General features: G+C 73.2%; 27 protein-coding genes. 22 read left to right on the top strand and 5 right to left on the bottom strand.

The genetic code is table 11. The features are described 5' to 3' along the window. The first annotated feature begins 60 nt into the window (after positions 1-60). The 15 genes from EKG83_RS44735 (at position 61) to EKG83_RS44665 (ending at position 12,921) form a co-directional block, all read left to right on the top strand. The gene (locus EKG83_RS44735) at positions 61-714 is read left to right on the top strand and encodes a fasciclin domain-containing protein (protein WP_033428486.1); all 654 of its coding nucleotides are present in this window, start codon (positions 61-63) and stop codon (positions 712-714) included. A gap of 224 nt (positions 715-938) precedes the next feature. Then, entirely contained in the window at positions 939-1,706 is a 768-nt protein-coding gene (locus EKG83_RS44730; protein ID WP_194282977.1) for a redox-sensing transcriptional repressor Rex, read from the top strand. A gap of 34 nt (positions 1,707-1,740) precedes the next feature. After that, complete coding sequence (locus tag EKG83_RS44725) at positions 1,741-3,066, top strand: glutamyl-tRNA reductase (protein ID WP_033428487.1); 1,326 nt, start codon at positions 1,741-1,743, stop codon at positions 3,064-3,066. Then, positions 3,063-4,004, top strand: a complete 942-nt coding sequence (gene hemC / locus EKG83_RS44720; protein WP_033428488.1) for a hydroxymethylbilane synthase — start codon at positions 3,063-3,065, stop codon at positions 4,002-4,004. Before EKG83_RS44725 ends, hemC begins: the two co-directional genes overlap by 4 nt. A gap of 16 nt (positions 4,005-4,020) precedes the next feature. Then, a complete protein-coding gene (locus EKG83_RS44715; protein WP_033428489.1) occupies positions 4,021-5,553 on the top strand; it encodes a bifunctional uroporphyrinogen-III C-methyltransferase/uroporphyrinogen-III synthase in 1,533 nt (510 codons plus the stop codon). Positions 5,554-6,112: 559 nt separating this feature from the next. Next, the gene (gene hemB, locus EKG83_RS44710) at positions 6,113-7,090 is read left to right on the top strand and encodes a porphobilinogen synthase (RefSeq protein WP_153278815.1); all 978 of its coding nucleotides are present in this window, start codon (positions 6,113-6,115) and stop codon (positions 7,088-7,090) included. 8 nt (positions 7,091-7,098) lie between these two features. Then, complete coding sequence (locus EKG83_RS44705) at positions 7,099-7,632, top strand: hypothetical protein (protein WP_051764648.1); 534 nt, start codon at positions 7,099-7,101, stop codon at positions 7,630-7,632. A 58-nt stretch (positions 7,633-7,690) separates the two neighbouring features. Next, a complete protein-coding gene (locus tag EKG83_RS44700) occupies positions 7,691-8,386 on the top strand; it encodes a hypothetical protein (RefSeq protein WP_033428490.1) in 696 nt (231 codons plus the stop codon). Between the two features lie 3 nt (positions 8,387-8,389). Continuing rightward, entirely contained in the window at positions 8,390-8,791 is a 402-nt protein-coding gene (locus EKG83_RS44695) for a hypothetical protein (RefSeq protein WP_153278814.1), read from the top strand. A gap of 16 nt (positions 8,792-8,807) precedes the next feature. Next, on the top strand, positions 8,808-9,326 hold the full coding sequence (locus tag EKG83_RS44690; protein WP_033428491.1) for a hypothetical protein: 519 nt from the start codon (positions 8,808-8,810) through the stop codon (positions 9,324-9,326). After that, the gene (locus EKG83_RS44685; RefSeq protein ID WP_084716042.1) at positions 9,327-9,764 is read left to right on the top strand and encodes a hypothetical protein; all 438 of its coding nucleotides are present in this window, start codon (positions 9,327-9,329) and stop codon (positions 9,762-9,764) included. 43 nt (positions 9,765-9,807) lie between these two features. Continuing rightward, a complete protein-coding gene (locus EKG83_RS44680; protein WP_153278813.1) occupies positions 9,808-10,350 on the top strand; it encodes a hypothetical protein in 543 nt (180 codons plus the stop codon). 11 nt (positions 10,351-10,361) lie between these two features. Continuing rightward, entirely contained in the window at positions 10,362-11,660 is a 1,299-nt protein-coding gene (gene hemL / locus EKG83_RS44675) for a glutamate-1-semialdehyde 2,1-aminomutase (protein ID WP_033428492.1), read from the top strand. After that, on the top strand, positions 11,657-12,313 hold the full coding sequence (locus EKG83_RS44670; RefSeq protein ID WP_051764656.1) for a histidine phosphatase family protein: 657 nt from the start codon (positions 11,657-11,659) through the stop codon (positions 12,311-12,313). Before hemL ends, EKG83_RS44670 begins: the two co-directional genes overlap by 4 nt. After that, entirely contained in the window at positions 12,310-12,921 is a 612-nt protein-coding gene (locus tag EKG83_RS44665; protein WP_051764657.1) for a TlpA disulfide reductase family protein, read from the top strand. The genes EKG83_RS44670 and EKG83_RS44665 overlap by 4 nt, the downstream gene beginning before the upstream one ends. 50 nt (positions 12,922-12,971) lie before the next feature. Here the strand turns inward: EKG83_RS44665 and EKG83_RS44660 are convergent, their stop codons facing one another. Further along, complete coding sequence (locus tag EKG83_RS44660) at positions 12,972-13,955, bottom strand: M64 family metallopeptidase (protein WP_033428493.1); 984 nt, start codon at positions 13,953-13,955, stop codon at positions 12,972-12,974. 144 nt (positions 13,956-14,099) lie between these two features. Between EKG83_RS44660 and EKG83_RS44655 the strand changes: the two genes are divergently transcribed. The 4 genes from EKG83_RS44655 to EKG83_RS44640 all read left to right on the top strand — a co-directional run bounded on the left by EKG83_RS44655 (position 14,100) and on the right by EKG83_RS44640 (position 19,036). Beyond that, entirely contained in the window at positions 14,100-14,876 is a 777-nt protein-coding gene (locus EKG83_RS44655; RefSeq protein WP_033428766.1) for a cytochrome c biogenesis CcdA family protein, read from the top strand. A gap of 74 nt (positions 14,877-14,950) precedes the next feature. Beyond that, positions 14,951-16,462 (top strand): cytochrome c biogenesis protein ResB, encoded by a 1,512-nt coding sequence (gene resB / locus EKG83_RS44650; RefSeq protein ID WP_084716082.1) that lies wholly within the window; start codon positions 14,951-14,953, stop codon positions 16,460-16,462. Then, positions 16,462-17,403: a c-type cytochrome biogenesis protein CcsB gene (gene ccsB, locus EKG83_RS44645; RefSeq protein ID WP_033428494.1), complete on the top strand. Its 942-nt coding sequence runs from the start codon at positions 16,462-16,464 to the stop codon at positions 17,401-17,403. Before resB ends, ccsB begins: the two co-directional genes overlap by 1 nt. Positions 17,404-17,536: 133 nt before the next feature. Next, a complete protein-coding gene (locus EKG83_RS44640; RefSeq protein ID WP_033428495.1) occupies positions 17,537-19,036 on the top strand; it encodes a MinD/ParA family ATP-binding protein in 1,500 nt (499 codons plus the stop codon). A gap of 45 nt (positions 19,037-19,081) precedes the next feature. On the opposite strand, the gene EKG83_RS44635 is transcribed toward EKG83_RS44640, so the two are convergent. Continuing rightward, a complete protein-coding gene (locus EKG83_RS44635) occupies positions 19,082-19,261 on the bottom strand; it encodes a hypothetical protein (protein WP_033428768.1) in 180 nt (59 codons plus the stop codon). Positions 19,262-19,313: 52 nt separating this feature from the next. Continuing rightward, a complete protein-coding gene (locus EKG83_RS44630; RefSeq protein ID WP_241828460.1) occupies positions 19,314-19,532 on the bottom strand; it encodes a BldC family transcriptional regulator in 219 nt (72 codons plus the stop codon). 150 nt (positions 19,533-19,682) lie between these two features. Here EKG83_RS44630 and EKG83_RS44625 point away from each other — a divergent pair, with 150 nt between their 5' ends. From EKG83_RS44625 to EKG83_RS44615, 3 genes are read left to right on the top strand one after another with little or no spacing between them, the layout of a single operon-like run. After that, positions 19,683-20,144, top strand: coding sequence for an Lrp/AsnC family transcriptional regulator (locus EKG83_RS44625; RefSeq protein WP_033428496.1), 462 nt, complete (start codon positions 19,683-19,685; stop codon positions 20,142-20,144). A 23-nt stretch (positions 20,145-20,167) separates the two neighbouring features. Beyond that, a complete protein-coding gene (locus EKG83_RS44620) occupies positions 20,168-20,428 on the top strand; it encodes a DUF4229 domain-containing protein (protein WP_265590308.1) in 261 nt (86 codons plus the stop codon). A 45-nt stretch (positions 20,429-20,473) separates the two neighbouring features. Beyond that, positions 20,474-20,830: a hypothetical protein gene (locus EKG83_RS44615; RefSeq protein WP_033428497.1), complete on the top strand. Its 357-nt coding sequence runs from the start codon at positions 20,474-20,476 to the stop codon at positions 20,828-20,830. A gap of 16 nt (positions 20,831-20,846) precedes the next feature. Here EKG83_RS44615 and EKG83_RS44610 read toward each other — a convergent pair whose 3' ends face one another. Next, positions 20,847-21,122 (bottom strand): hypothetical protein, encoded by a 276-nt coding sequence (locus EKG83_RS44610; protein WP_033428498.1) that lies wholly within the window; start codon positions 21,120-21,122, stop codon positions 20,847-20,849. A 20-nt stretch (positions 21,123-21,142) separates the two neighbouring features. Continuing rightward, on the bottom strand, positions 21,143-21,460 hold the full coding sequence (locus tag EKG83_RS44605; protein WP_033428499.1) for a PadR family transcriptional regulator: 318 nt from the start codon (positions 21,458-21,460) through the stop codon (positions 21,143-21,145). Positions 21,461-21,570 lie beyond the last annotated feature (110 nt).

The following is a 21,570-nucleotide window of genomic DNA, read 5'->3' as shown; positions in this document are numbered from 1 at the left end:
TCCCGCTTCGAACGTCTTAGTGAGTACCGAAGCAGGTAAACCCCCGAGGAGTGATCCGCTGTGCGCAACCCCAAGCTCGCCCTCGCCGGTGCCGTCGTCGCCGCCGCCCTGTCGGTCGCGGCTTGCGGCGGTGGCGACACCGCGTCCTCCGGCTCCAGCGCCGCCGAGGCCACCACGACGACCGCCACCAGCTCCTCGGCGGCCATGGCCGACGGCGTGACCGAGACGACCGACGTGTTCGGCCCCGGCTGCGCCCAGGTGCCGGCCGACCCGTCGGACGAGGGCTCGCTCCAGGGCATGGTCGACGACCCGGTGGCCACCGCCGCGTCCAACAACCCGCTGCTCACGAAGCTGGTGGCGGCGGTCAAGGCGGCGAACCTGGTCGACACGCTGAACTCGCAGGAGGCGATCACCGTGTTCGCGCCCGCCGACCCGGCGTTCGCCGAGCTGGGCGACGCGAAGTTCCAGGAGCTGGCGGCCGACCCCGCCGCGCTGGGCAAGATCCTCCAGTACCACGTCGTCGGGCAGCGCTACGACGCCGACGGGCTGGAGGGCGCGGGCACCGTGAAGAGCCTCACGGGCCAGGAGCTGACCATCTCGGGCACCGGTGACGCGATGACCGTCAACGGCGCCCCGGTGCTGTGCGGCAACATCCCGACCGCCAACGCCACCGTGTTCGTCATCGGCAAGGTGCTCACCCCGCCGGCCGCCTGACCTGGCACTTCGCAAGTTCACCCGTTAGGGGTCGCGCCTTCCCGTGCCCGCGGGAGGGCGCGACCCCTTTTCCGCGCGGGCACACCGTTCGAACAGGTGAACAGCGGCGTCCGGAGGCCGGTCGACCAACTTTGTGCAAGCGTTCACAAGCGGTACGGTGGTGTTATCACCCCGCTGGTGACGGTGCCCGGCGGGTCGGTCGACGGATGTCGAGGAGTACCAGCGTGGCGGATCGGCGGGACGAGCGTGACGGGGTCGTGACCACTCCGAAGATCGCCGCCGACCCGACCGCGGACGTCCGGGAGCGGGCGCGGGCGATCCCCGAGGCGGCCGTGGCGCGCCTCGCGGTGTACCTGCGGGTGCTGTCCGGGATGGCCGAGCAGGGCGTGACGACCATCTCCAGCGAGGAGCTGGCCGGCGCGGCGGGCGTGAACTCCGCGAAGCTCCGCAAGGACCTGTCCTACATCGGCTCGTACGGCACGCGCGGCGTCGGCTACGACGTCGAGGTGCTCGTGAGCCACATCGAGCGCATCCTCGGGCTGACCCGGAAGCACTCGGTCGCGGTCGTCGGGATCGGTAATCTTGGTCACGCGCTGGCCAACTACGGCGGCTTCCCCAGCCGGGGTTTCCCGGTCGCCGCGCTGTTCGACATCGACCCCGACCTGACGGGCGTACCGGTAGGCGGCATACCGGTAAACCACATCGACGACATCACCGCGGTGTGCGCCGAGCGGGAGGTGTCCATAGGGGTCATCGCGACGCCCCCGCAGGCTGCTCAGGCCGTCTGCGACCGTTTGGTATCCGCCGGAGTCCAGTGCATCCTGAACTTCGCACCCGTCGTGCTCCAAGTGCCGGACTACGTCGAGGTGCGCAAGGTCGACCTGGCGGTCGAGATGCAGATCCTGTCGTTCCACGTCGCGCGGCGGGCTGACGAGGCCGCCGGTGACGTGGTCAACGGAGTCGGTGTGGACGGGGTGGTGATTCGCCCGTGATCGTGCGGGTAGCTGGCCGATCGGTGGTGCCGGCATGAGCGTGCTCGTGGTCGGGCTGTCCCACCGCACCACCCCCGTCCCCGTGCTGGAGCGCGTCGCCGTGGCCGACGCCGACCGCGGCAAGGTCCTCGACCGGCTGCTGGGCGCGCCCAGCGTGTCCGAGGCCGTGCTGCTGTCGACCTGCAACCGGGTCGAGGTCTACGCGGTCGTCGAGACCTTCCACGGCGGCATGAACGAGGTCGTCGAGGTGCTGGCCCGCCAGGCGGGCGCCGAGCCCGCCGAGCTGTTCGAGCACCTGTACGTGCACTACTCGGCCGCCGCCGTCGAGCACCTGTTCTCCGTGGCGGGCGGCCTGGACTCGATGGTCGTGGGCGAGGCCCAGATCCTCGGCCAGCTGCGCGGCGCCTACAGCGCCGCCGACGAGGCCGGCGTGGTCGGCCGCACCCTGCACGAGCTGGTCCAGCAGGCCCTGCGGGTCGGCAAGCGCATCCACACCGACACGGGCATCGACCACGCGGGCGCCTCCGTGGTGTCCGAGGCCCTGGCCGACGCGGCCGGGGCGCTCGGCGGCACCCTGCACGACCGCACGGCCCTGGTCGTCGGCGCCGGCTCGATGGGCGGTCTCGCGGCCGCCCACCTGCGCCGCGCGGGCATCGGCCGGGTCGTGGTGGCCAACCGGACCGCCGCCAACGGCGAGCGCCTGGCCACCGCCCTGCGCGCCGAGGGCGTCGACGCCCGCCACACCGGCCTGCACGACCTCGCCACCGAGGTGGCGGGCGCCGACGTGCTGTTCGCCTGCACCGGCTCGGTGGACACCGTCGTCGGCGCCGAGCACATCGGCGACCGCGCCCCGGACCGGCCGCTGGTCGTGTGCGACCTCGGCCTGCCCAAGGACGTCGACCCCGCCGCCGCGCTGCTGGCCAACGTGCGCGTGGTCGACCTGGAGACCCTCCAGCGCAGGCTGTCCGACGCCCCCACGGGCCAGGACGCCCAGCGCGCGGCGGAGATCGTGGCCGAGGAGGTCCGGGCCTACCTGGCCGGGCAGCGCTCGGCCGGGGTCACGCCCACCGTGACGGCACTGCGCAAGCGCGCCGCCGAGGTCGTCGACGCCGAGCTGCTGCGCCTGGACCAGCGGCTGCCCCAGCTCGACGGCGCGGTGCGCGACGAACTGGCCAAGACCGTGCGCCGGGTCGTGGACAAGCTCCTGCACACCCCCACCGTGCGGGTGAAGGAGCTGGCCGCGGCACCGGGCGGCGCGGGGTACGCCGAGGCGCTGCGCGAGCTGTTCGGGCTCGACCCGCAGGCGCCGACCGCCGTCAGCACCCCCCACAAGACCCAACCCAAAGGTGAGAAGCGGTGAACCGCACCCTCAGGATCGGCACCCGCGGCAGCGCCCTCGCCCTCGCGCAGACCGGCCACGTGGCCGACCAGCTGCGCGCGGCGGGCGCCCGGGTGGAGATCGTCACCGTCTCCACGCCCGGTGACCGGTCGAACGCGCCCATCGCCGAGATCGGCGTCGGCGTGTTCACCTCCGCGCTGCGCGACGCCCTCGCCAACGGCGAGGTCGACATCGCCGTGCACTCGTACAAGGACCTGCCGACGGCACCCGACCCGCGCCTGTCGCTGGCCGCCGTGCCGCTCCGCGAGGACCCGCGCGACGCCCTCGTCGCCCGCGACGGCCTGACCCTGGGCGAGCTGCCCGCGGGCGCGAAGGTCGGCACCGGCTCGCCGCGCCGCGCCGCGCAGCTGGAGGCCCTGGGCCTGGGCCTGGACGTGGTCGGCCTGCGCGGCAACGTGGACACCCGCATCCGCAAGGTCCGCGACGGCGAGCTGGACGCCGTCGTGCTGGCCCGCGCCGGCATCGCGCGCCTGGGCCGCACCCCCGAGATCACGGAGACCCTGGACCCGATCCAGATGCTCCCCGCGCCCGCGCAGGGCGCCCTCGCGGTGGAGTGCCGGGTCGACGACGTCGACACCGAGCACCTGCTCCAGTCCACTCTGGACGACTCGGCCAGTCGGGCCGCTGTCGCCGCCGAGCGCGCCATGCTGGCCGCGCTCGAGGCGGGCTGCAGCGCGCCGGTCGGCGCACTGGCCGATGTGGTGGAAGACCTCAGCGACGACGGGACCGTGGTGCTCCGGCTGTCCCTGCGCGGGGTCGTGGCGACGGAGGACGGCGACCTCCTCCGTGCGTCCGCCACCGGTGACTTGACCGCAGCAGAGGAACTCGGCCGCGCGCTGGCCGCCGAGTTGCTCGACCTCTCCGGCCACGCCGCTGCGTCGCCGGCGGGGCGTAGTTGATGGGGAGTGCCCTCAGATGACCCGCGCACGCAAGACCCCCGGCCGAGTCGCCTTCGTGGGCTCCGGCCCCGGCGACACCGGGCTGCTCACCGTCCGGGCCCGTGACCTGTTCGCCAAGGCGGAGGTCGTGGTGACCGACCCGGACGTACCGGCCGAGGTGGTGGCGCTGGTACCGGACGGCGTCGAGGTCCGCCCGGCCGTGGGCGACCCCGCCGACGTCGCCAGGGACCTGGTCGCCGAGGCGAAGAACGGCGCCGCCGTGGTGCGCCTGGTGGCGGGTGACCCGCTGACCCTGGACTCCGTGGTGAAGGAGGCCCACGCGGTCTCCAAGACCACCATCGCCTTCGACGTGGTGCCGGGCGTCCCGGCGGGCACGGCCGTCCCGGCCTACGCCGGCGTCGCCCTGGGCGCGGTGCACACCGAGGCCGACGTCCGGGGCGTGACCGACTGGGCGAGCCTGGCCTCCGCACCGGGCACCCTCGTCCTGCACGCCACCGGCAGCCACCTGGCCGAGGCGGCGTCGTCCCTGGTCGAACACGGTGTGGCCCCGCAGACCCCGGTCTCGGTGACCGCCGACGGCACCGGTTTCAGCCAGCGCACGATCGACACCACCCTGGCCGGCCTGGCCCAGGACGCCGGCGACCTGACCGGCCCCCTGGTCGTCACGGTGGGCGCCGCAGTGGCCAACCGCACCAAGCTGTCCTGGTGGGAGTCCCGCGCCCTGTACGGCTGGCGCGTCCTCGTCCCGCGCACCAAGGAGCAGGCCGGCGCGATGAGCGACCGCCTGCACTCCCACGGCGCCATCCCGGTCGAGGTGCCCACCATCTCGGTGGAGCCCCCGCGCAGCCCGGCCCAGATGGAGCGCTCGGTGAAGGGACTGGTGGACGGCCGCTACCAGTGGGTCGTCTTCACCTCGACCAACGCCGTCCGCGCGGTCTGGGAGAAGTTCCGCGAGTTCGGCCTGGACGCCCGAGCCTTCTCCGGCGTCAAGATCGCCTGCGTCGGCGAGGCGACCGCGGCCAAGGTCCGGGGCTTCGGCATCATCCCGGAACTGGTGCCGAGCGGCGAGCAGTCCTCGGAGGGCCTCCTGGCCGACTTCCCGCCGTACGACGACATCCTCGACCCGGTGGACCGAGTCCTGCTCCCCCGAGCGGACATCGCCACCGAGACCCTGGCCGCAGGACTGCGCGAACGAGGCTGGGAAATCGACGACGTCACCGCCTACCGCACCGTCCGCGCGGCCCCGCCCCCGGCGGACACCCGAGAAATGATCAAGTCCGGCGGCTTCGACGCGGTCTGCTTCACCTCGTCCTCGACCGTCCGCAACCTGGTCGGCATCGCCGGCAAGCCGCACGCCCGCACCCTGGTGGCCTGCATCGGCCCCCAGACCGCGGAAACGGCCCGCGAGTTCGGCCTCCGCGTCGACGTCCAACCGGAAGACGCCAACGTCCCGGCCCTGGTGGACGCCCTGGCCCAGCACGCGGCCCGCCTGCGCGCGGAGGGCGCCCTCCCACCCCCGCGCAGGACCAAGCGCCTCCGCCGCTCCTGACCTGCACCGCACCGAGCGCGCCTCACCCGCGCGCTCGGTGCCACGCGGAACCGGCCGGTCCCGACCGCAGAACTCACCGGTCCTGAACGCATGACACGCCCGGCTCGAACGCATGACACGCCGGTGCCGAATGCACGACACGCGGTGTCGGACTGGAGGACACGCGGTGTCCGAGTGGAGGACACGCCGGTGCTGAACGTAGAACTCGGGGGTCCGGAACGTTCGACACGACGGGTCTGAAGGTTCGACTCGCGCGGTTTGAACGCATGACACGCCGGGAGTGGGCTGGGGTCGGTGGGGGCCGACGAGGCCCGATTTGACATGGGTTCGAGTGCCATAGGCTGGTCGGAGCCGGCAGGCTCGGCGGGACGCTTTTCCCCGCCGTGCCTGCCGGCTGCGGCCTGCCTCCGGCGCTCGTAAGGGCCCCATGTCAAATCGAGCCGGACGGAAGCACCGGGGCGAAACTGGCACCGACCCGAGCACCGACCCCGAGCACCGACCCGAAGACCAGGACCCGGAAGACCAGGGCCCAAGACCGAAGAACCAGGGAGTACCCGCCGTGTTCCCAGCCCACCGCCCCCGTCGCCTGCGCACCACCCCGGCCCTCCGCCGCCTGGTCAGCGAGACGACCGTGGAGCCGCGCCACCTGGTCCTCCCCATGTTCGTCAAGGAAGGCGCCCCGCACCCGACCGAGATCAAGAGCATGCCGGGCGTCCTCCAGCACACCCGCGAATCCCTCCGCAAAGCAGCCGTGGAAGCCGTCCAGGCAGGCGTGGGCGGCCTGATGCTCTTCGGCGTCCCCGCCGAGCGCGACGCCGTCGGCTCCAGCGCCGTGGACCCGAACGGCATCCTCAACACCGCCCTCGCCGACCTCCGCTCCGAACTGGGCGACAGCACCGTCCTGATGTCGGACTGCTGCCTGGACGAGTTCACCGACCACGGCCACTGCGGCGTGCTCACCGCCGACGGCACCGTGGACAACGACGCCACCCTGGAGGTCTACGGCGAGATGGCCGTGGCCCAGGCCCGCGCGGGCGCCCACGTGGTCGGCCCCAGCGGCATGATGGACGGCCAGATCGGCTTCATCCGCGCCGCCCTGGACGAGGCCGGCCACACCGACACCGGCATCCTCGCCTACAGCGCCAAGTACGCCTCCGCCCTCTACGGCCCGTTCCGCGACGCCGTCGAGTCGCAGCTCAGCGGCGACCGCAAGACCTACCAGCAGGACCCGGCCAACGCCCGGGAAGCGCTCCGCGAGGCCACCCTGGACCTGGCCGAGGGCGCCGACATGGTCATGGTCAAGCCCGCCCTGCCCTACCTCGACGTGGTCAAGGCCGTGGCCGAGCTGTCCACGGTCCCGGTCGCCGCCTACCAGATCTCCGGCGAGTACGCGATGGTCGAGGCCGCCGCCCGCAACGGCTGGATCGACCGCGAGCGCACCGTCCTGGAGACCCTGACCTCCATCCGCCGGGCAGGCGCCGACATCGTCCTCACCTACTGGGCCGTGGAAGCAGCCCACTGGCTCAACGCCAGGTAACCCCCGCGATGCCCCCCACGCCGAACACCCGGCCGACCAACCAGCCGACACCACCAAGGCCGCTCCACCTGGCCAGGTGGCTGTTCATCGCCAGCGCCGCCCTCGGCCTGGTCAGGTTCGTCGTGCAGCTGTCCGACCGCGAGATGCTGATCGACCAGCTCCGCCTGCAACAACCCACCCTCGGCCAGGACGAACTGGACGCCGCCGCCACCGGCGGCACCTTCTTCGGCCTGCTCCTGGCCGCCGCCCTCCTCCTGGTCTACGTGCTGCTGGCCAACCGCATGGCGCAGGGCCGCAACTGGGCCCGGGTCCTGCTGACCGCTCTGGCCGCCGCCGGCATCCTCGTCGGCGTGCTGCGGCTGATCACCGTGGGCTCCGGCCTGGCAGCGGCCTTCGGCCTGTCCGTCAGCCCGGTGGACCTGGCCTTCGGCGTGGTCACCATGGTCATCGACGCGGTCGCCGTGGTGCTGGCCTTCCACCCCGCCGCGGCCGCCCACTTCCGCAACGCCCCCACCCCACCCCGCCCGACCGGCGGCTCCTGACCGCACCCGCGCCTGTCACGGTGGACAGCACCGCCGCCCGCCCTTAGCGTTTGCACCCGTGACCACGCCACAGGACCCGGGAAGCCGGCCGTCGCAGGAGCAGGAGCCGTACGCCACGCCTGCGCCGCCCCCGCCGAACGAGCAGCCCGCCGGCCACCAGGCCGGCGGCTACCAACCCGGGCCCGACGAGTCCAGCGGCCACCAGCCAGCGGTCGGCCAGGCCGGCGGTTACCAGCCCGCGGTCGGCCAGTCCGGCGGCTACCGGCCCGCCCCCTACCCGAGCGCCCCCGAGCCGACCCCCGGAGCACCCCGGCCCACCGCGCCCAGGGAGGTCCGGGTCTCGTTCTGGCTGTGGCTGGTCGCCGCCCTCCTGCTGGCGGTCCCGTCGCTGATCGCCCTCGCGGTGGTCCTGAAAGACCCCCAGGCCGTGGTCGACCTGGCCAAGCAGGCCGGCAACACCCAGGGCCTCACCGACGAGCAGCTCCGCGCCGCCCTGGTCGGCTTCCAGATCTTCTTCTCCGCCGCCAGCGTCGTCATCGCCGCCCTGATGGTGTTCTTCGCGATCAAGGCCCGCGCCGCCCGCCCGTGGGCGCGGACCTGGCTCAACGTGGTGGGCGTGGCCGCCCTCCTGCTGACCATGCTCGGCTTCACCCTGGTCAGCCTGCTGGTCGTGCTGGCCGTGGCCGGCGCGATCGTCCTGCTGTACCTGCCCGCTTCGAGGGAGTTCTTCGAAGCGGCCAAGCGGGTCGGCTGACCGGTGGGCGCACAACCGCCCGCCGTGGTGCGGGCGGCGGTCGGCGTGTGGTTCGCGCTGGCCGCCTTCGTCGTGTTCGACAACGCCGTCCTGTGGATCAGGCGCGGCGAGCTGCGGGAAGCCGCCGAGCGGGTCGGTGACGACCCCGCCCGCGTGAACGACATCCTGCTCCAGCTCACCCTGGTCGCCGCCGTCTTCACGATCGGCTACGCCGTGCTCGCCTGGCTGCTGAAGTCCGGCAAGCGCTGGACGCGCGGCACGCTCACCGCCCTGGCCGTGGTGCACGTGCTGTCCTTCGTCCTGCCCGGCGCCGCCGCCGCGAACGTCGTCCCCCTGCTGCTGATCGCCACCGGCCTGGCGCTGACCTGGTTGCCCGGTACGGCACAGTGGGTGCGGCAGCACTAGACGAGGTCGGTGACGCATGAGCCAGCCACCGTTCGACCCCTATGGCACGCCCCTGCCCCCGCACCACCACCAGCCCCACCAACCCCCACCCGCCTTCCCGGGCGCGATGCGGGAGGTGGACCAGGCCGCCACCACCGTGGCCCGCCCCGCCCCCGTGACCGCGGCTTTCGCCCTCTGGCTCCTCACCGCGCTGAGCTGGCCGATCGGCACCGCGCTGCGCACCGCGGCCGAGGACGACCGGTTCACCGGCTTCGCCCCGGTCATGACCCTGTTCGGCACCACCTGCCTGGCCATCGCCGGCCTCTGGGGCGCGATCGCGCTGCTCAGGGGCAGCTACCACGCCCGCCTGGCCCTGTGCGGCGGCGCCCTGGTCCTGTCCGCCCTGACCGTCGCGGCCCTGCTCGTGGCCGCCGAGGACGACCTGGGCCCGGTCTCCTGGACCGTCATCGTCCTGCGCCTGCTCCTCCCGGTCGCCGCCGCGGCGTGCAGCTTCCTGCCGGGCACCCGGCACTACTTCGCGGGGAACCTCGGCTAGGTGGAACCCGTGCTGCACGCCGAACCCGGCGCCTCCTGGTGGCCCCTGCTGTGGGGCCCGGTGTTCGCCCTGCTCGGCTTCGGGGTGGAGGCGCTGACCGGCGCGGTCCGCCCCCTGCTGTGGTGCGTCGTGGCCCTGGCGCTGCTGCTGCCCACCCTGGTCTGGGTCCAGGGCAGGCGACGCGTGTACGCCGTCCTCCTCACCCCGGTCGCCCTGCACCAGGGCCGGGAGGAGCTGCGCGTGCGCGACATCGCGGCGGCCGAGGGCGTGGAGCCGCGCGCCGGCGCCCGCGTCCTGGGCGGCGGCTGGTCCCTGCCGCGCGGCACCGGACCGGTGCCGCTGCGCCTGGCCGACGGCACCGTCGTCACCGCCTGGGCGAGGGACCCCGACGCCCTCCGCACCGCCCTGGCCGACCTGCTCGCCCGCGACCCCTCGTGAGAAGCTGACCGACGTGACAGCGGCCACCGTGGGAAGCGAGCCCGTGCCCGAGGCACCGAAGCTGCACCAGCCCAAGCGGGCGTTCGTCGCCGCCGGCGAGGTGGTGCTCGGCGTGCTGCTCGTCCTGGCCGCCGCGTGGTGCTGGCAGCGCGGTGTGGTGCACCAGAGCTACCCGACCCAGGACGGCCGCTCCCTGGCCGCCACCCGGTACCACGGCAACTGGATCGGCACCGCCGTGGCCCTGGGCACCGCGACGGGCGTGCTCCTGCTCGACGCCGTCCGCCAGGCCGTGCTCGCGTTCCGCACCCGCGGCCCGGCCCCGCAGGAGTACTGGGAGGACCAACCGGAGGAGCAGCTGCGGGAGCAGTCGGAGGAGCAGGACTTCCCTCCGCAGCAGACCCGGCCCGAAGAGCCCGAAGAGCCCGAGCGACAGGACCCCCGGCAACAGGACTCCCAGCCACAAGAGACCCAGCCACAAGAGACCCAGCCACAAGAGACCCAGCCACAAGAGACCCAGGCCACTCCCCAACCGAAGGAGACCCGGGCCACCGACCACCGGGAGCAGGTCGCCAACCCCGACGTGTGAGACTGGACCCCGTGACAGCGACGCGATCCCAGGAACTGTTCGAGCGCGCGACCACGGTCATCCCCGGCGGCGTGAACTCCCCGGTCAGGGCCTTCCACTCGGTCGGCGGCACGCCGAGGTTCATGGTCCGCGGCGAGGGCCCGCACCTGTGGGACGCCGACGGCAACCGCTACGTCGACCTCGTCGCCTCCTGGGGCCCGATGGTCCTCGGCCACGCCCACCCCGACGTGGTCCGGGCGGTCCGCGAAGCAGCCACCTCGGGCCTGTCCTTCGGCACCCCCACCGAGGGTGAGATCGAGCTGGCCGAGGAGATCATCGACCGCGTCGCCCCGGTCCACCAGGTCCGCCTGGTCAACTCCGGCACCGAGGCCACGATGAGCGCCATCCGCCTCGCCCGCGGCTTCACCGGCCGGCAGAAGGTGGTCAAGTTCGCCGGCTGCTACCACGGCCACGTGGACGCCCTGCTGGCCCAGGCGGGCTCCGGCGTGGCCACCCTCGGCCTGCCCACCTCGCCCGGCGTCACCGGCGCCCAGGCGGCCGACACGATCGTGCTGCCCTACAACGACGTCGAGGCCGTCCGCCGCGCGTTCGCGGAGAACCCGGACCAGATCGCCTGCGTGATCACCGAGGCCGCCGCGGGCAACATGGGCGCGATCGCCCCGAAGCACAACGCCGAGCTCAAGGAGCTCTGCCACGCCAACGGCGCCCTGCTGATCATGGACGAGGTCATGACCGGCTTCCGCGTGTCGCGCGCCGGCTGGTACGGCCTGGAGGCCGTCGAGGGCGACCTCTACACCTTCGGCAAGGTCATGTCCGGCGGCCTGCCCGCCGCGGCGTTCGGCGGCCGCACCGACGTGATGTCCCGGCTCGCCCCGTCCGGCCCGGTCTACCAGGCGGGCACGCTGTCCGGGAACCCGGTCGCGGTGGCCGCCGGCCTGGCCACGCTGCGCGCCGCGACCGACGAGGTCTACCGCACGCTCGACGCCAACGCCACGCGCCTGGGCGCGCTGTTCGCCACCGCGCTCACCGAGGCGGGCGTGGCGCACCGGGTGCAGTTCGCGGGCAACATGGTCAGCGTGTTCTTCAGCGAGGACGAGGTCACCGACTACGCCGGCGCGCAGGCCGCCGAGACGTGGCGCTTCCCGCCGTTCTTCCACGCCCTGCTGGAGCGCGGCGTGTACGCGCCGCCGAGCGCGTTCGAGGCGTGGTTCGTCAACGCGGCCATGACCGACGACGACTTCCAGGTGATCTCGGACGCCCTGCCGCACGCCGCGCGGGCGGCCGCCGCCGCGAAGGAGGCGGGCAGGTGAGGGACCGCGCGCCCACCGGCGGTGGTGGCCGGACCGTCGTGCACCTGCTGCGGCACGGCGAGGTGCACAACCCGACCGGCATCCTCTACGGCCGCCTGCCGGGCTTCAACCTGTCCGAGCGCGGCAGGCGGCAGGCGCTGACCGTCGCCGAGCACCTGGCCGACCACGACATCGCGCACGTGGTGGCGTCCCCGCTGGACCGGGCGCAGCAGACCGCCGCGCCCATCGCCGACTCGCACCGGCTGGAGCTGGCCTCCGACGAGCGGCTGATCGAGGCCGACAACCAGTTCGAGGGCCTGCGGGTGTCCGTCGGCGACGGCGCGCTGCGCTCGCCGCTGCACTGGCCGAAGCTGGTCAACCCGTTCCGGCCGTCGTGGGGCGAGCCCTACCTGGACATCGCGCACCGGATGCTGGGCGCGGTGCAGCGGGCGCGGGCGGCGGCCGAGGGGCACGAGGCGGTGTGCGTGTCGCACCAGCTGCCGATCTGGACGCTGCGGCGGTTCCTGGAGGGCAAGCGGATGTGGCACGACCCGCGCCGCCGGGAGTGCTCGCTGGCGTCGCTGACCAGCCTGGTCTTCGAGGGCGAGCAGCTGGTGCGGCTGGTCTACACCGAGCCGGTCGGCGCGACGAACCCGCGGGTGACCGGGGCATGAGCACCCCGACGAGAACCGCCGCGCGCACCCCGGCGAAGGTCCTCGCCACCGCCCTGGCCGCGCTGCTGCTCCTGTCGGCGTGCTCGTCCGGCGACGACGCGGTCGCCACGGGCAGCGAGTTCCAGCTCGTCGCGCCCAACGGCGAGACCAAGCTCCGCTACGAGGGCGACGAGCGCAAGAAGCTGGGCGACCTCACCGGCCCGAGCCTGATGGAGGACGGCGCGCAGGTCTCGCTGTCCGACTACGCGGGCAAGGTCGTGGTGATCAACATCTGGGGCGCGTGGTGCCCGCCGTGCCGCACCGAGGCGCCCGAGCTGCAGAAGGTGCAGGACGAGAAGGGCCCGCTGGGCGTGCAGGTGCTGGGCGTGGACGTCAAGGAGAACTCCACCGAGCTGCCGCGCGACTTCATGAGCAACCGGGGCCTGACCTACCCGTCGATCTACGACGAGTCCGGCCGCGCGATGCTCGCCTTCCGCGGCCTGCACCCGAACACGGTGCCCGCGACGTTCGTGCTCGACAAGCAGCACCGGGTGGCCGCCGCGTTCCTCGGCGGCGTGATCGCCGGCGACCTGACGCCGATCGTGGACCGGCTGGCCGCGGAGTCCTGAGACCCCGCGGCCGGCCGGCCCACCGGGTCACCTCAGCTCGGGCACCCGGGTCACCTCAGCTCCGGCACCCGCTCCCGGAACGCCGCGATCATCGCGTCGCGCCCGACCAGGTTGAACTCGCGGCCCAGCGTGCGCATGATCGAGTTCTCGGTCGGCCGGTACAGCCCGCGCAGGTAGTAGCGGGCGCCCTCGAACACCCCGACCACGCCGCCGTCCGGGGACGGCTGCCCCAGGTAGGCCGCCCACTTCGCCCCGGTCGGGTCGGCGGTCGCGTTGACCTCGGTCGGCTCTGCGCCCGAGTACCGGTCGTAGGGGTAGTCGTACTCGTCGGCCAGCCGGCCGATGGAGTGGCCCAGCTCGTGCACGGCGATCTGCCCGGCCTGGTCGTTCGCGCCCGCCGCGGTGGCCACGCCGCCGCCCGCGCCGCCGTACTTGGCGGTGTTGCCGAGCGCGATGACCTGGTCGGCCTGCGGCGCGAGCGCGCCGAACTGGCCGGCCTTGGCCTGGTTGACGCACAGCAGGCGCTCGGTCTGGAGGTCGCGGCCCTGGCACCAGAAGCCCATGTCCAGCGCGGTGTCCCGCTCGACGCCGAGGGTGGGGTCGTTGTCCACGCCGGACTGGTTGGACACGACGTTGACCTGCCACACGTTGAAGTACTGCTTGTAGGAGGCGAACGGCTCGACGGCGGACAGCTCCGCCCACTTGCCCACCACGTGCGAGTGGTAGGTCTCCAGCTCCGCCGCGGTGTAGCCGTCGCCGACGAAGACGAGGTCGAACCGCTGCTCGGGGGCGCCGGTCTGCTGGATCGCGACCACGTCCGCGGTCACCTCGTCGGGTGCCGCCTGGGCCTCGACGACCCGCGGCAGGGCGGTCCGCGTGATGGTGCCGTCGGGGGAGAAGACCTCGACCAGCTCCACGTCGGCGGTCCCCGGCGGAGGGGTGTCGGGACGGGGTGCGGCGCCGCCGGACAGGGGGGCGGCGACGAGGGCGAGGGTGACGGACAGCAGCGGCAGGGTCAGCCGGTGTGCGCGCATGTCGTCACGCTATGCATCCAATTCTTCACCCACAAGGGTTGAAAGTGGGGTTTAGGGGTCACTCGTTCGGGGAAATGTGAGCCGGGTCGCTCCTAAGGGAGTCCGGTGGGCGACCCGGCCGGCCGCCTACCTACCCTGGACGGCGTGAACCCGACAGATCTGGCCACCTCGGGTCCGATCGCGCTCGCGACCGGGGTGGCGCTGCTGGCCGGGGCCATCTCCTTCGCCTCCCCGTGCGTGGTCCCGCTGGTACCCGGCTACCTCGCCTACCTGGCGGGCCTGGTCGGCGCGGAGGCGCCCGCCGTGGCCGCCGGCGAGGACCGCAAGACCGGCCGCTGGCGCGTGGCGGGCGCGGCGCTGCTGTTCGTGCTCGGGTTCACCGCCGTGTTCGCGATGACCTCGTTCGTGGTGCTCGGCCTCACCGACCTGTTCTGGTTCGAGGCGGACCTGCTCCAGCGCATCGGCGGCGTCGTCACCATCGCCATGGGCCTGGTGTTCATCGGCCTGGTCCCGGCGCTGCAGAAGGACGTCCGCCTGCACCGCGCGCCCAGCGCCGGCCTGCTCGGCGCGCCCCTGCTCGGCGGCGTGTTCGCGCTGGGCTGGACCCCGTGCCTCGGCCCGACCCTGATGGGCGTGATGGCGCTGGCCCGCAGCACCGAGGTCGGCTCGGTCACCGCCCGCGGCGCGGTGCTGGTGCTGGCCTACTGCCTGGGCCTGGGCCTGCCGTTCGTGCTGATCGCGCTCGGCGCGCGCTGGGCGGTGCGGGCGACCGGCTGGCTGCGCGACCACGTGCGCCAGGTGCAGGTCTTCGGCGGCGCGCTGCTGGTCGCGGTCGGCATCGCCCTGGTCACCGGCCTGTGGGGCGAGTTCGTCAACTGGCTGCGCGACGCCGTGGTCAGCGACCTGGAACTGCCGCTCTAGTGCCCGCCCCGCTGCCCACACCGATCCGGGCCGCCCTGGCCTTCCTGCGCAACACGTGGCGCGGCCTCACGGCCATGCGCACCGCGCTGACCCTGCTGTTCCTGCTCGCCCTCGGCGCGATGCCGGGCGCCCTGCTGCCGCAGCGCTCGCTCAACGCCGGCAAGGTCGACGAGTACATCGCCGAGCACGGCTGGTGGGGCCGCCTCCTCGACGACCTCCAGTTCTACGACGTCTACGCCAGCTACTGGTTCTCCGCGGTCTACGTGCTGCTGTTCGTCTCCCTGGTCGGCTGCCTGCTGCCGCGCACCTGGGAGTACGCCAGGCAGATGCGGGCCAGGCCGGTGCTGACCCCGCGCAACCTGTCCCGGATGCCGCACCACGCGAGCGCCGAGGTCGACGCGACGCCGGAGGCCGTCGTGGCGGGGGCCGAGCGGCGGCTCAAGGGCTGGCGCCGCATCACCCGCGAGGAGCCCGACGGCGCCCGCACGGTCAGCGCCGAGCGCGGCTACCTGCGCGAGACCGGCAACCTGGTGTTCCACTTCTCCCTGCTGGGCCTGCTGGTCGCGTTCGCGCTGGGCAAGATGCTCGGCTACGAGGGCCAGGTCATCGTGCAGGCCAACGGCGGCCAGTTCTGCAACTCCGGCGTGTTCAACTACGACTCGTTCCGGCCCGGCCTGCGCGTGGACGGCTCCGACCTCAGCCCGTTCTGCGTGAAGGTGGACGACTTCGAGGCCACCTACCTGCACAACGGCCAGGCCGAGAGCTACCGGGCCGACCTGCAGTACCAGTCGGGCGCGGACCTCGACAGCGGCACGTGGCGGCCGTACCGGCTGGAGGTCAACAGCCCGCTGCGCACCGCGGGCGACCGCGTCTACCTGATCGACCACGGCTACACGCCGGTCTTCACGGTCACCTTCCCCAACGGTCAGACGCGCACCGGCGAGGTCCAGTGGCGGCCGGTCAACACCGTCACCTACGCCTCCGAGGGCGCGACCAAGTTCGACCCGCCGGGCGTGACCGACGCCGAGCAGCGGCGCCGCGGCCAGCTCGCCATCACCGGCCTGCTCGCGCCGACCGCGGTGTTCCGCGGCGAGCTGCTGGACTCCGCGTTCCCCGCCGCCAACGACCCCGCGGTCGCGGTCGACGTCTACCGCGGCGACCTGGGCACCGACTCCGGGCGCGGCCAGTCCATCTTCTCCATCGACCAGAAGATGGTCGCCGACGGCAAGCTGCTCAAGGTCGCCCGCCAGAACCTCCGGCAGGGCGAGCAGCTCACCCTCGACGACGGCACCGTGATCCGGTTCGACGGCGTGCGCGACTGGGTGGCCCTCCAGGTCTCGCACGACCCGACGCAGACCTGGGTGCTGCTGTTCTCGATCCTGGTCATCCTGGGGCTGGGCGTGTCGCTGAGCATCAAGCGGCGCAGGGTGTGGGTGCGGGCGACCCCGCTGGGCGGCGGGCGTACTTTGATTGAGGTCGGCGGCCTCGCGCGGACCGACCAGGCCGGGTACGGCGAGGAGTTCGACGGGTTGTCCCGCGACCTGCTGCTCGCGCACCGGGCCGATGCCGATCAGGAGGACAGCTGATGCCGGTCAACGCGACCCTGGCGACCTACAGCGACTGGACGTACGGCGCGGCCGTGGCGGTCTACTTCTTCGCCGCCGTGCTCTACCTGTGCGAGGCGGCGTTCGCCCGGCCGGCCAAGGCGGCCAGGGAGCGCGAGATGGTCGCCTCCGGCGGCACGCGGGCCGACGGCACGTGGACGCCCGGCCTGGTCAGCAGGCCGCAGCGGTCCCGCGCCGAGCGCCTGGGCCGCATGGGCGTGGCGCTCAACGTGCTCGGCGTGCTGCTCCAGGCCGGTTCGCTGGTGCTGCGCGGCCTGTCCACCGGGCGCGCGCCGTGGGGCAACATGTACGAGTACATGTCGCTGCTCACGCTCGCGGGCGTGGTGACGTGGCTGGTGCTGGCCCGCGTGTTCCCGGTGCGCAGGCTCGGCGGGTTCGTGCTCGTGCCGGTCGTGGTCCTGATGTTCCTCGGCGGCACGGTCCTCTACGCCGACGCCGCGCCCGTGCAGCCGGCGCTCCAGTCGTACTGGCTCGTGGTGCACGTGTCGGTGATCTCGGTCTCCAGCGGCGTGCTGCTGGTGCCCGGCGTGGCCAGCGTGCTGTACCTGCTGAAGTCCTCGGGCCGCGCGCGCTACGCCAGGCTGCCCGACGCCGGCGTGCTGGACCGGCTCGCCTACCGCAGCACGGTGTTCGCCTTCCCGCTGTTCACCATCGGCATCATCTGCGGCGCCATCTGGGCCGAGGCGGCGTGGGGCCGGTTCTGGGGCTGGGACCCCAAGGAGACCGTGGCGTTCGTGTCGTGGGTCGTCTACGCGGCGTACCTGCACGCGCGGGCCACGGCGGGCTGGCGCGGCAGGCCGGCGGCGTGGATCAACTCGCTCGGCTTCGCGCTGACCGTGTTCAACCTGTTCTTCATCAACCTCGTAACGACTGGGTTGCACTCGTACGCGGGCGTGGCCTGATCGCGTAGACCACCTGCACGGAGGCGTTGCCCAGCGCACACCCGGTGTCGTGGAACCGCCGGTCCCCGGCTACCGTCGGACGCGTGTGGTCGGGGAGGTCTCGACCCGCTCCAGCTCAGGGAGGACCCCAGCGGTGACCGGTCGCTACGAGAATCCCGAGCCGTCGTGGCAGCAGCCGGCCGGCGAGGAGGGGCGGGCCGACCCGGGCCAGTCGGGCGGTCAGCAGGTCGAGCCGGGGTCGGGCGCCCACTACGTCGAGCCGCAGACGGTGTACCTGGACCCGGCGGCGTCGGGGCCGGTGCCCGGTCCGGTGACCGGGCCGCCCTCCGGCGGCTTCCCGGCGCAGGGCGCGCCGTCCGGGCCGTACCCGGTGCCGGGCAACCAGTCGGGGGCCTACCCGGTGTCGGGCAACCAGTCCGGGGCCTACCCCGTGCCCGGCAATCAGTCGGGGGCCTACCCGGTGTCGGGGAACCAGTCCGGGGCCTACCCCGTGCCCGGCCAGCAGTCCGGGCCCTACCCCGTGCCGGGCAACCAGTCCGGGCCGTACCCGGTGCCCGGCCAGCAGTCGGGGCCGTACCCCGTCGCGGGCGGCCAGTCCGGCCCGTACCCGGCGCCCGGCGGCCAGTACCCGCCGGGCCAGCAGTACCAGGGCGGGTTCCCCAACAACTTCCCGCAGAGCATCCCCCAGCAGCAGCCGCAGCCCCGGCAGCACGGCAACGCCAACGACGTGACGTCGCAGGAGCTGATCAAGCGCGCCAAGCGCCCGCCGCAGTCCGGCTGGCGCCGCACGCTGCACTCGATGACCGGCGGCCTGATCAACATGGGCGAGAGCCCGGCCGACGTGCGCCGGCGCGAGCTGATCGCGCGGATCAACCAGCCGCTGCGCGGGTGCTACAAGATCGCGATGCTGAGCCTCAAGGGCGGCGTCGGCAAGACCACCACGACGACCACGCTCGGCTCGACGTTCTCGTCGCTGCGCGGTGACCGGGTGATCGCGGTGGACGCCAACCCCGACCGCGGCACGCTGGCGCTGAAGGTGCCCCGGGAGACCACGGCGACCGTGCGGCACCTGCTGCGCGACTCGTCGCGGATCACCAAGTACAGCGACGTGCGCGCGTACACCTCGCAGTCGCCCAGCCGGCTGGAGGTGCTGGCGTCCGACCAGGACCCGGCGGTGTCCGAGGCGTTCAGCGACCAGGACTACCTGCGCACGGTCTCGCTGCTGGAGCTGTTCTACAACATCGTGCTCACCGACTGCGGCACCGGCCTGATGCACTCGGCCATGAAGGGCGTGCTCGACCAGGCCGACTCGCTGGTGCTCGTGTCGTCCGGCTCGGTGGACGGCGCGCAGACCTCGGCGGCCACGCTGGACTGGTTGGAGGCCCACGGCTACCGCGACCTGGTCGCGAAGTCCGTCGCGGTGATCAACTCGGTGCGGCCGGGCTCGGGCAAGGTCGACCTGGACAAGCTGGCCGCCCACTTCGCGCAGCGGTGCCGCGCGGTGGTGCGCATCCCGTTCGACTCGCACCTGGAAGAGGGCGCGGAGATCGAGCTGGACAAGCTCGCCCCGGCGACCCGCCTGGCGCTGCTGGAGCTGGCCGCCACGGTGGCGGACGACTTCCCCCACCACTGATCCGGGGCGCGGGGGCCTCGTCGCCGCGTCGGCGAGGCCCCGTCGTCACTCCTCGTCTTCGGGCTTCTTCGCGCGCTGCTCACCGAGCTTGCGCAGGAAGTCCGGGTTGTCGTCCGGCGCGACGAACCGGCGACTGGGGGCGGTCTCGACCCGGTCGGGCCCGAACGAACGCCACAGCAGCACGGCGATCGTCAGCGCACCGACCACCGCGAGCAGGTACAGCATGGTCGCCACCTCCTTTGCCACGAGATTACCCTCGTCGCCCAGGAGTACGGCGTCAGTGCCGGACCGGTTCGGTGGCCTCGGTCGTGAGCTGCGACAACAGCTGCTGGACCTCCGACTCGCGGAACCTGCGGTGCCCGCCCGGCGTGCGGATCGAGCCGATGCGCCCGGCGGTGGCCCAGCGGGTCACCGTCTTGGGGTCGACCCGGAACAGGTTGGCGACCTCGCCCGGCGTGAGCAGCCGTTCCCCCTGGTGTCCCTGCGTCACGGTCACGGTGATCCTCCCCGCTGGCGAACAGACGTACCGGACGCATCGTGGCACTCCACCCTTCGGGTACTCGAACGCTTGGGTGATGGTAAAGAGGTAGTAAGGGACGAAGCGTGCGGTTCGGACATCGCCCCCGGTGGCCCTACCCTGTGACCGGTGGACGCTCTTGATCGCCAGATCATCGCCGCCCTGCGCGAGAACGGCCGCGCCACCTACGCCGACCTGGGCCGCAAGGTCGGGCTGTCGGCGTCGGCCGTGCACGAGCGGGTCGGCAAGCTCGAAGCCACCGGTGTCATCACCGGCTACCACGCCGTGGTCGACCCCAGCTCGGTCGGCCTGGGCGTGACCGCGCTGATCAGCATCCACCCCACCGACACCGCGGACGACGACGAGGTCGCGGTGGCGCTGGGGGAGCTGGTCGAGGTCGAGTCGTGCTACCGGGTGGCGGGCGACGAGTCGTTCATCGTCAAGGTGCGGGTGGCCACGGTGGACGAGCTGGAGCGGACGCTGGGCAGGCTGCGGCGCATCCAGGGCGTCGCGCGGACCCGCACCACGGTGGTGCTCTCCACCCGGTTCGAGGGGCGCCCGAACACGGCGGGGGTCGGGCCGGACGCCTGACCCGGGGCGTAACCTGGGTAATCGTGCACCTGGGTCGTGATGTGACGCTCTACATCGGCGCGCGCCTGGGCATGGTCGCCGCGGTCACCGCGCTGCTCGTGCTCGTGAACGTGCCGCTGCTGGTCGCGCTCGCCGTGGGCGTGGTGGTGGCCCTGCCGCTGTCGCTGTTCGTGTTCGGCGGGTTGCGGAACAGGGTCGCGCAGGGGCTGGAGGTCAAGCAGGCGGCGCGGCGGGCCGAGCGGGAACGGCTGCGCGCCCAGCTGCGCGGCGACACCGCGGCCTGAGCCGCGCGCCTGCGCGTCCATGATCGAACCCGGAGCATGGGTGGCATGGGCGACGGCGCGTTCGAGCGGGTTTTGCTGGACTGGATCGCGGAGCACTGGCCCGCCCCGCTCCCGGGCGCCTCGCCGCCGGCCCAGCTCGCGGTGCTCGGACCCCGCGACGGCGCCACCGCGTCCGACGACGTGCTGAAGGCGTGGCGGCGCTCGGTCGTGCGCTCGCGGCGGCTGGTGGACCAGGCCGAGGGGGCGTTGTTCGACCTGCTCCTGGCGCAGGGGAGGTCGTGGGAGGAAATCGCCGGCGTCCTCGCCCTGCCCGACGGCCAGGCGGCCCGCGATCGACACGACCGGGTGAAGACCGACCTGCGCGACACGCACCCGTCGGTGGCTCCGGAGCCGTGGCGCTAGGTCCTGTCGCGCCGGTTCAGATCACCAGCAGGACGCCCCCGCCGAGGTTCGCCAGCAGCACCACCACCAGCACCGCGCCCGGGTGCGGGCTCTGCCGCAGCCGCAGGGCCAGCGCCAGCAGCCCCACGGGCAGCGCGACGGGCCCCCGTTCCCGCCCCGCGACGCGGACGGCGCCGAACGCGACGCCGAGCGGGTGCAGCCCCGCCTCCCGGGCACCGGCCACGTCGGCGCGCCACTGCTCCAGGTAGCGGCTCCTCTGCCCGTGCGGGAGCAGCGCGGCGGCGGCGCGCACCAGGGCCAGGGCGAAGCGGGTTATCGGGCTGCCTCCGGTCGGGTCGTGGGGGTGGTCCCGGCCCGGGCGGACCTCCGGGCGCGGACCCGGGCGGCCTCGCGGGCACCCTCGGGCGTGAGCACGTACATCCGGCGGCGCGGGCCGCGGCGGTCGCTGTCGTCGTCCCACTCGGAGGTGACCCAGCCGGCCCGTTCCAGGCGGTCGAGCAGGGGGTAGACGCTGCCGGACGGTCGTCCGGTCAGCTTGATGATCTCCAGGCCCCATCGCGGTCGGTCGCTGTCCAGGAGGACGGCCAGCACGTCGACGGTGGCCCGGCCGATGCGCCCGAGCGGTTCCACGCGGGTAAGGCTACCTATGTAGATTAAGAGTGTCCAGTGGTTGGGGAGGGACTGTCGGGGCTGCGGTGGACCGGACTGGGTCGGGTCACGCCGGGGCGGTGCTGGCGGAG

The organism is Saccharothrix syringae, from assembly GCF_009498035.1.
GTDB lineage: Bacteria > Actinomycetota > Actinomycetes > Mycobacteriales > Pseudonocardiaceae > Actinosynnema > Actinosynnema syringae.
The sequence above is the reverse complement of the archived record's forward strand: the minus strand, read 5'-3'. Positions and strand labels throughout refer to the sequence as shown.

Excerpts from the sequence above, each read along its gene's own strand:
- EKG83_RS44705 (WP_051764648.1), top strand. The coding sequence starts at position 7,099 with ATGCCCCCCACGCCGAACACCCGGCCGACCAACCAGCCGACACCACCA.
- EKG83_RS44660 (WP_033428493.1), bottom strand. The coding sequence starts at position 13,955 with ATGCGCGCACACCGGCTGACCCTGCCGCTGCTGTCCGTCACCCTCGCC.
- ccsB (WP_033428494.1), top strand. The coding sequence starts at position 16,462 with ATGCCGGTCAACGCGACCCTGGCGACCTACAGCGACTGGACGTACGGC.
- EKG83_RS44665 (WP_051764657.1), top strand. The coding sequence starts at position 12,310 with ATGAGCACCCCGACGAGAACCGCCGCGCGCACCCCGGCGAAGGTCCTC.
- EKG83_RS44715 (WP_033428489.1), top strand. The coding sequence starts at position 4,021 with ATGACCCGCGCACGCAAGACCCCCGGCCGAGTCGCCTTCGTGGGCTCC.
- EKG83_RS44615 (WP_033428497.1), top strand. The coding sequence starts at position 20,474 with ATGGGCGACGGCGCGTTCGAGCGGGTTTTGCTGGACTGGATCGCGGAG.
- EKG83_RS44690 (WP_033428491.1), top strand. The coding sequence starts at position 8,808 with ATGAGCCAGCCACCGTTCGACCCCTATGGCACGCCCCTGCCCCCGCAC.
- resB (WP_084716082.1), top strand. The coding sequence starts at position 14,951 with ATGCGCACCGCGCTGACCCTGCTGTTCCTGCTCGCCCTCGGCGCGATG.
- EKG83_RS44725 (WP_033428487.1), top strand. The coding sequence starts at position 1,741 with ATGAGCGTGCTCGTGGTCGGGCTGTCCCACCGCACCACCCCCGTCCCC.
- EKG83_RS44635 (WP_033428768.1), bottom strand. The coding sequence starts at position 19,261 with ATGCTGTACCTGCTCGCGGTGGTCGGTGCGCTGACGATCGCCGTGCTG.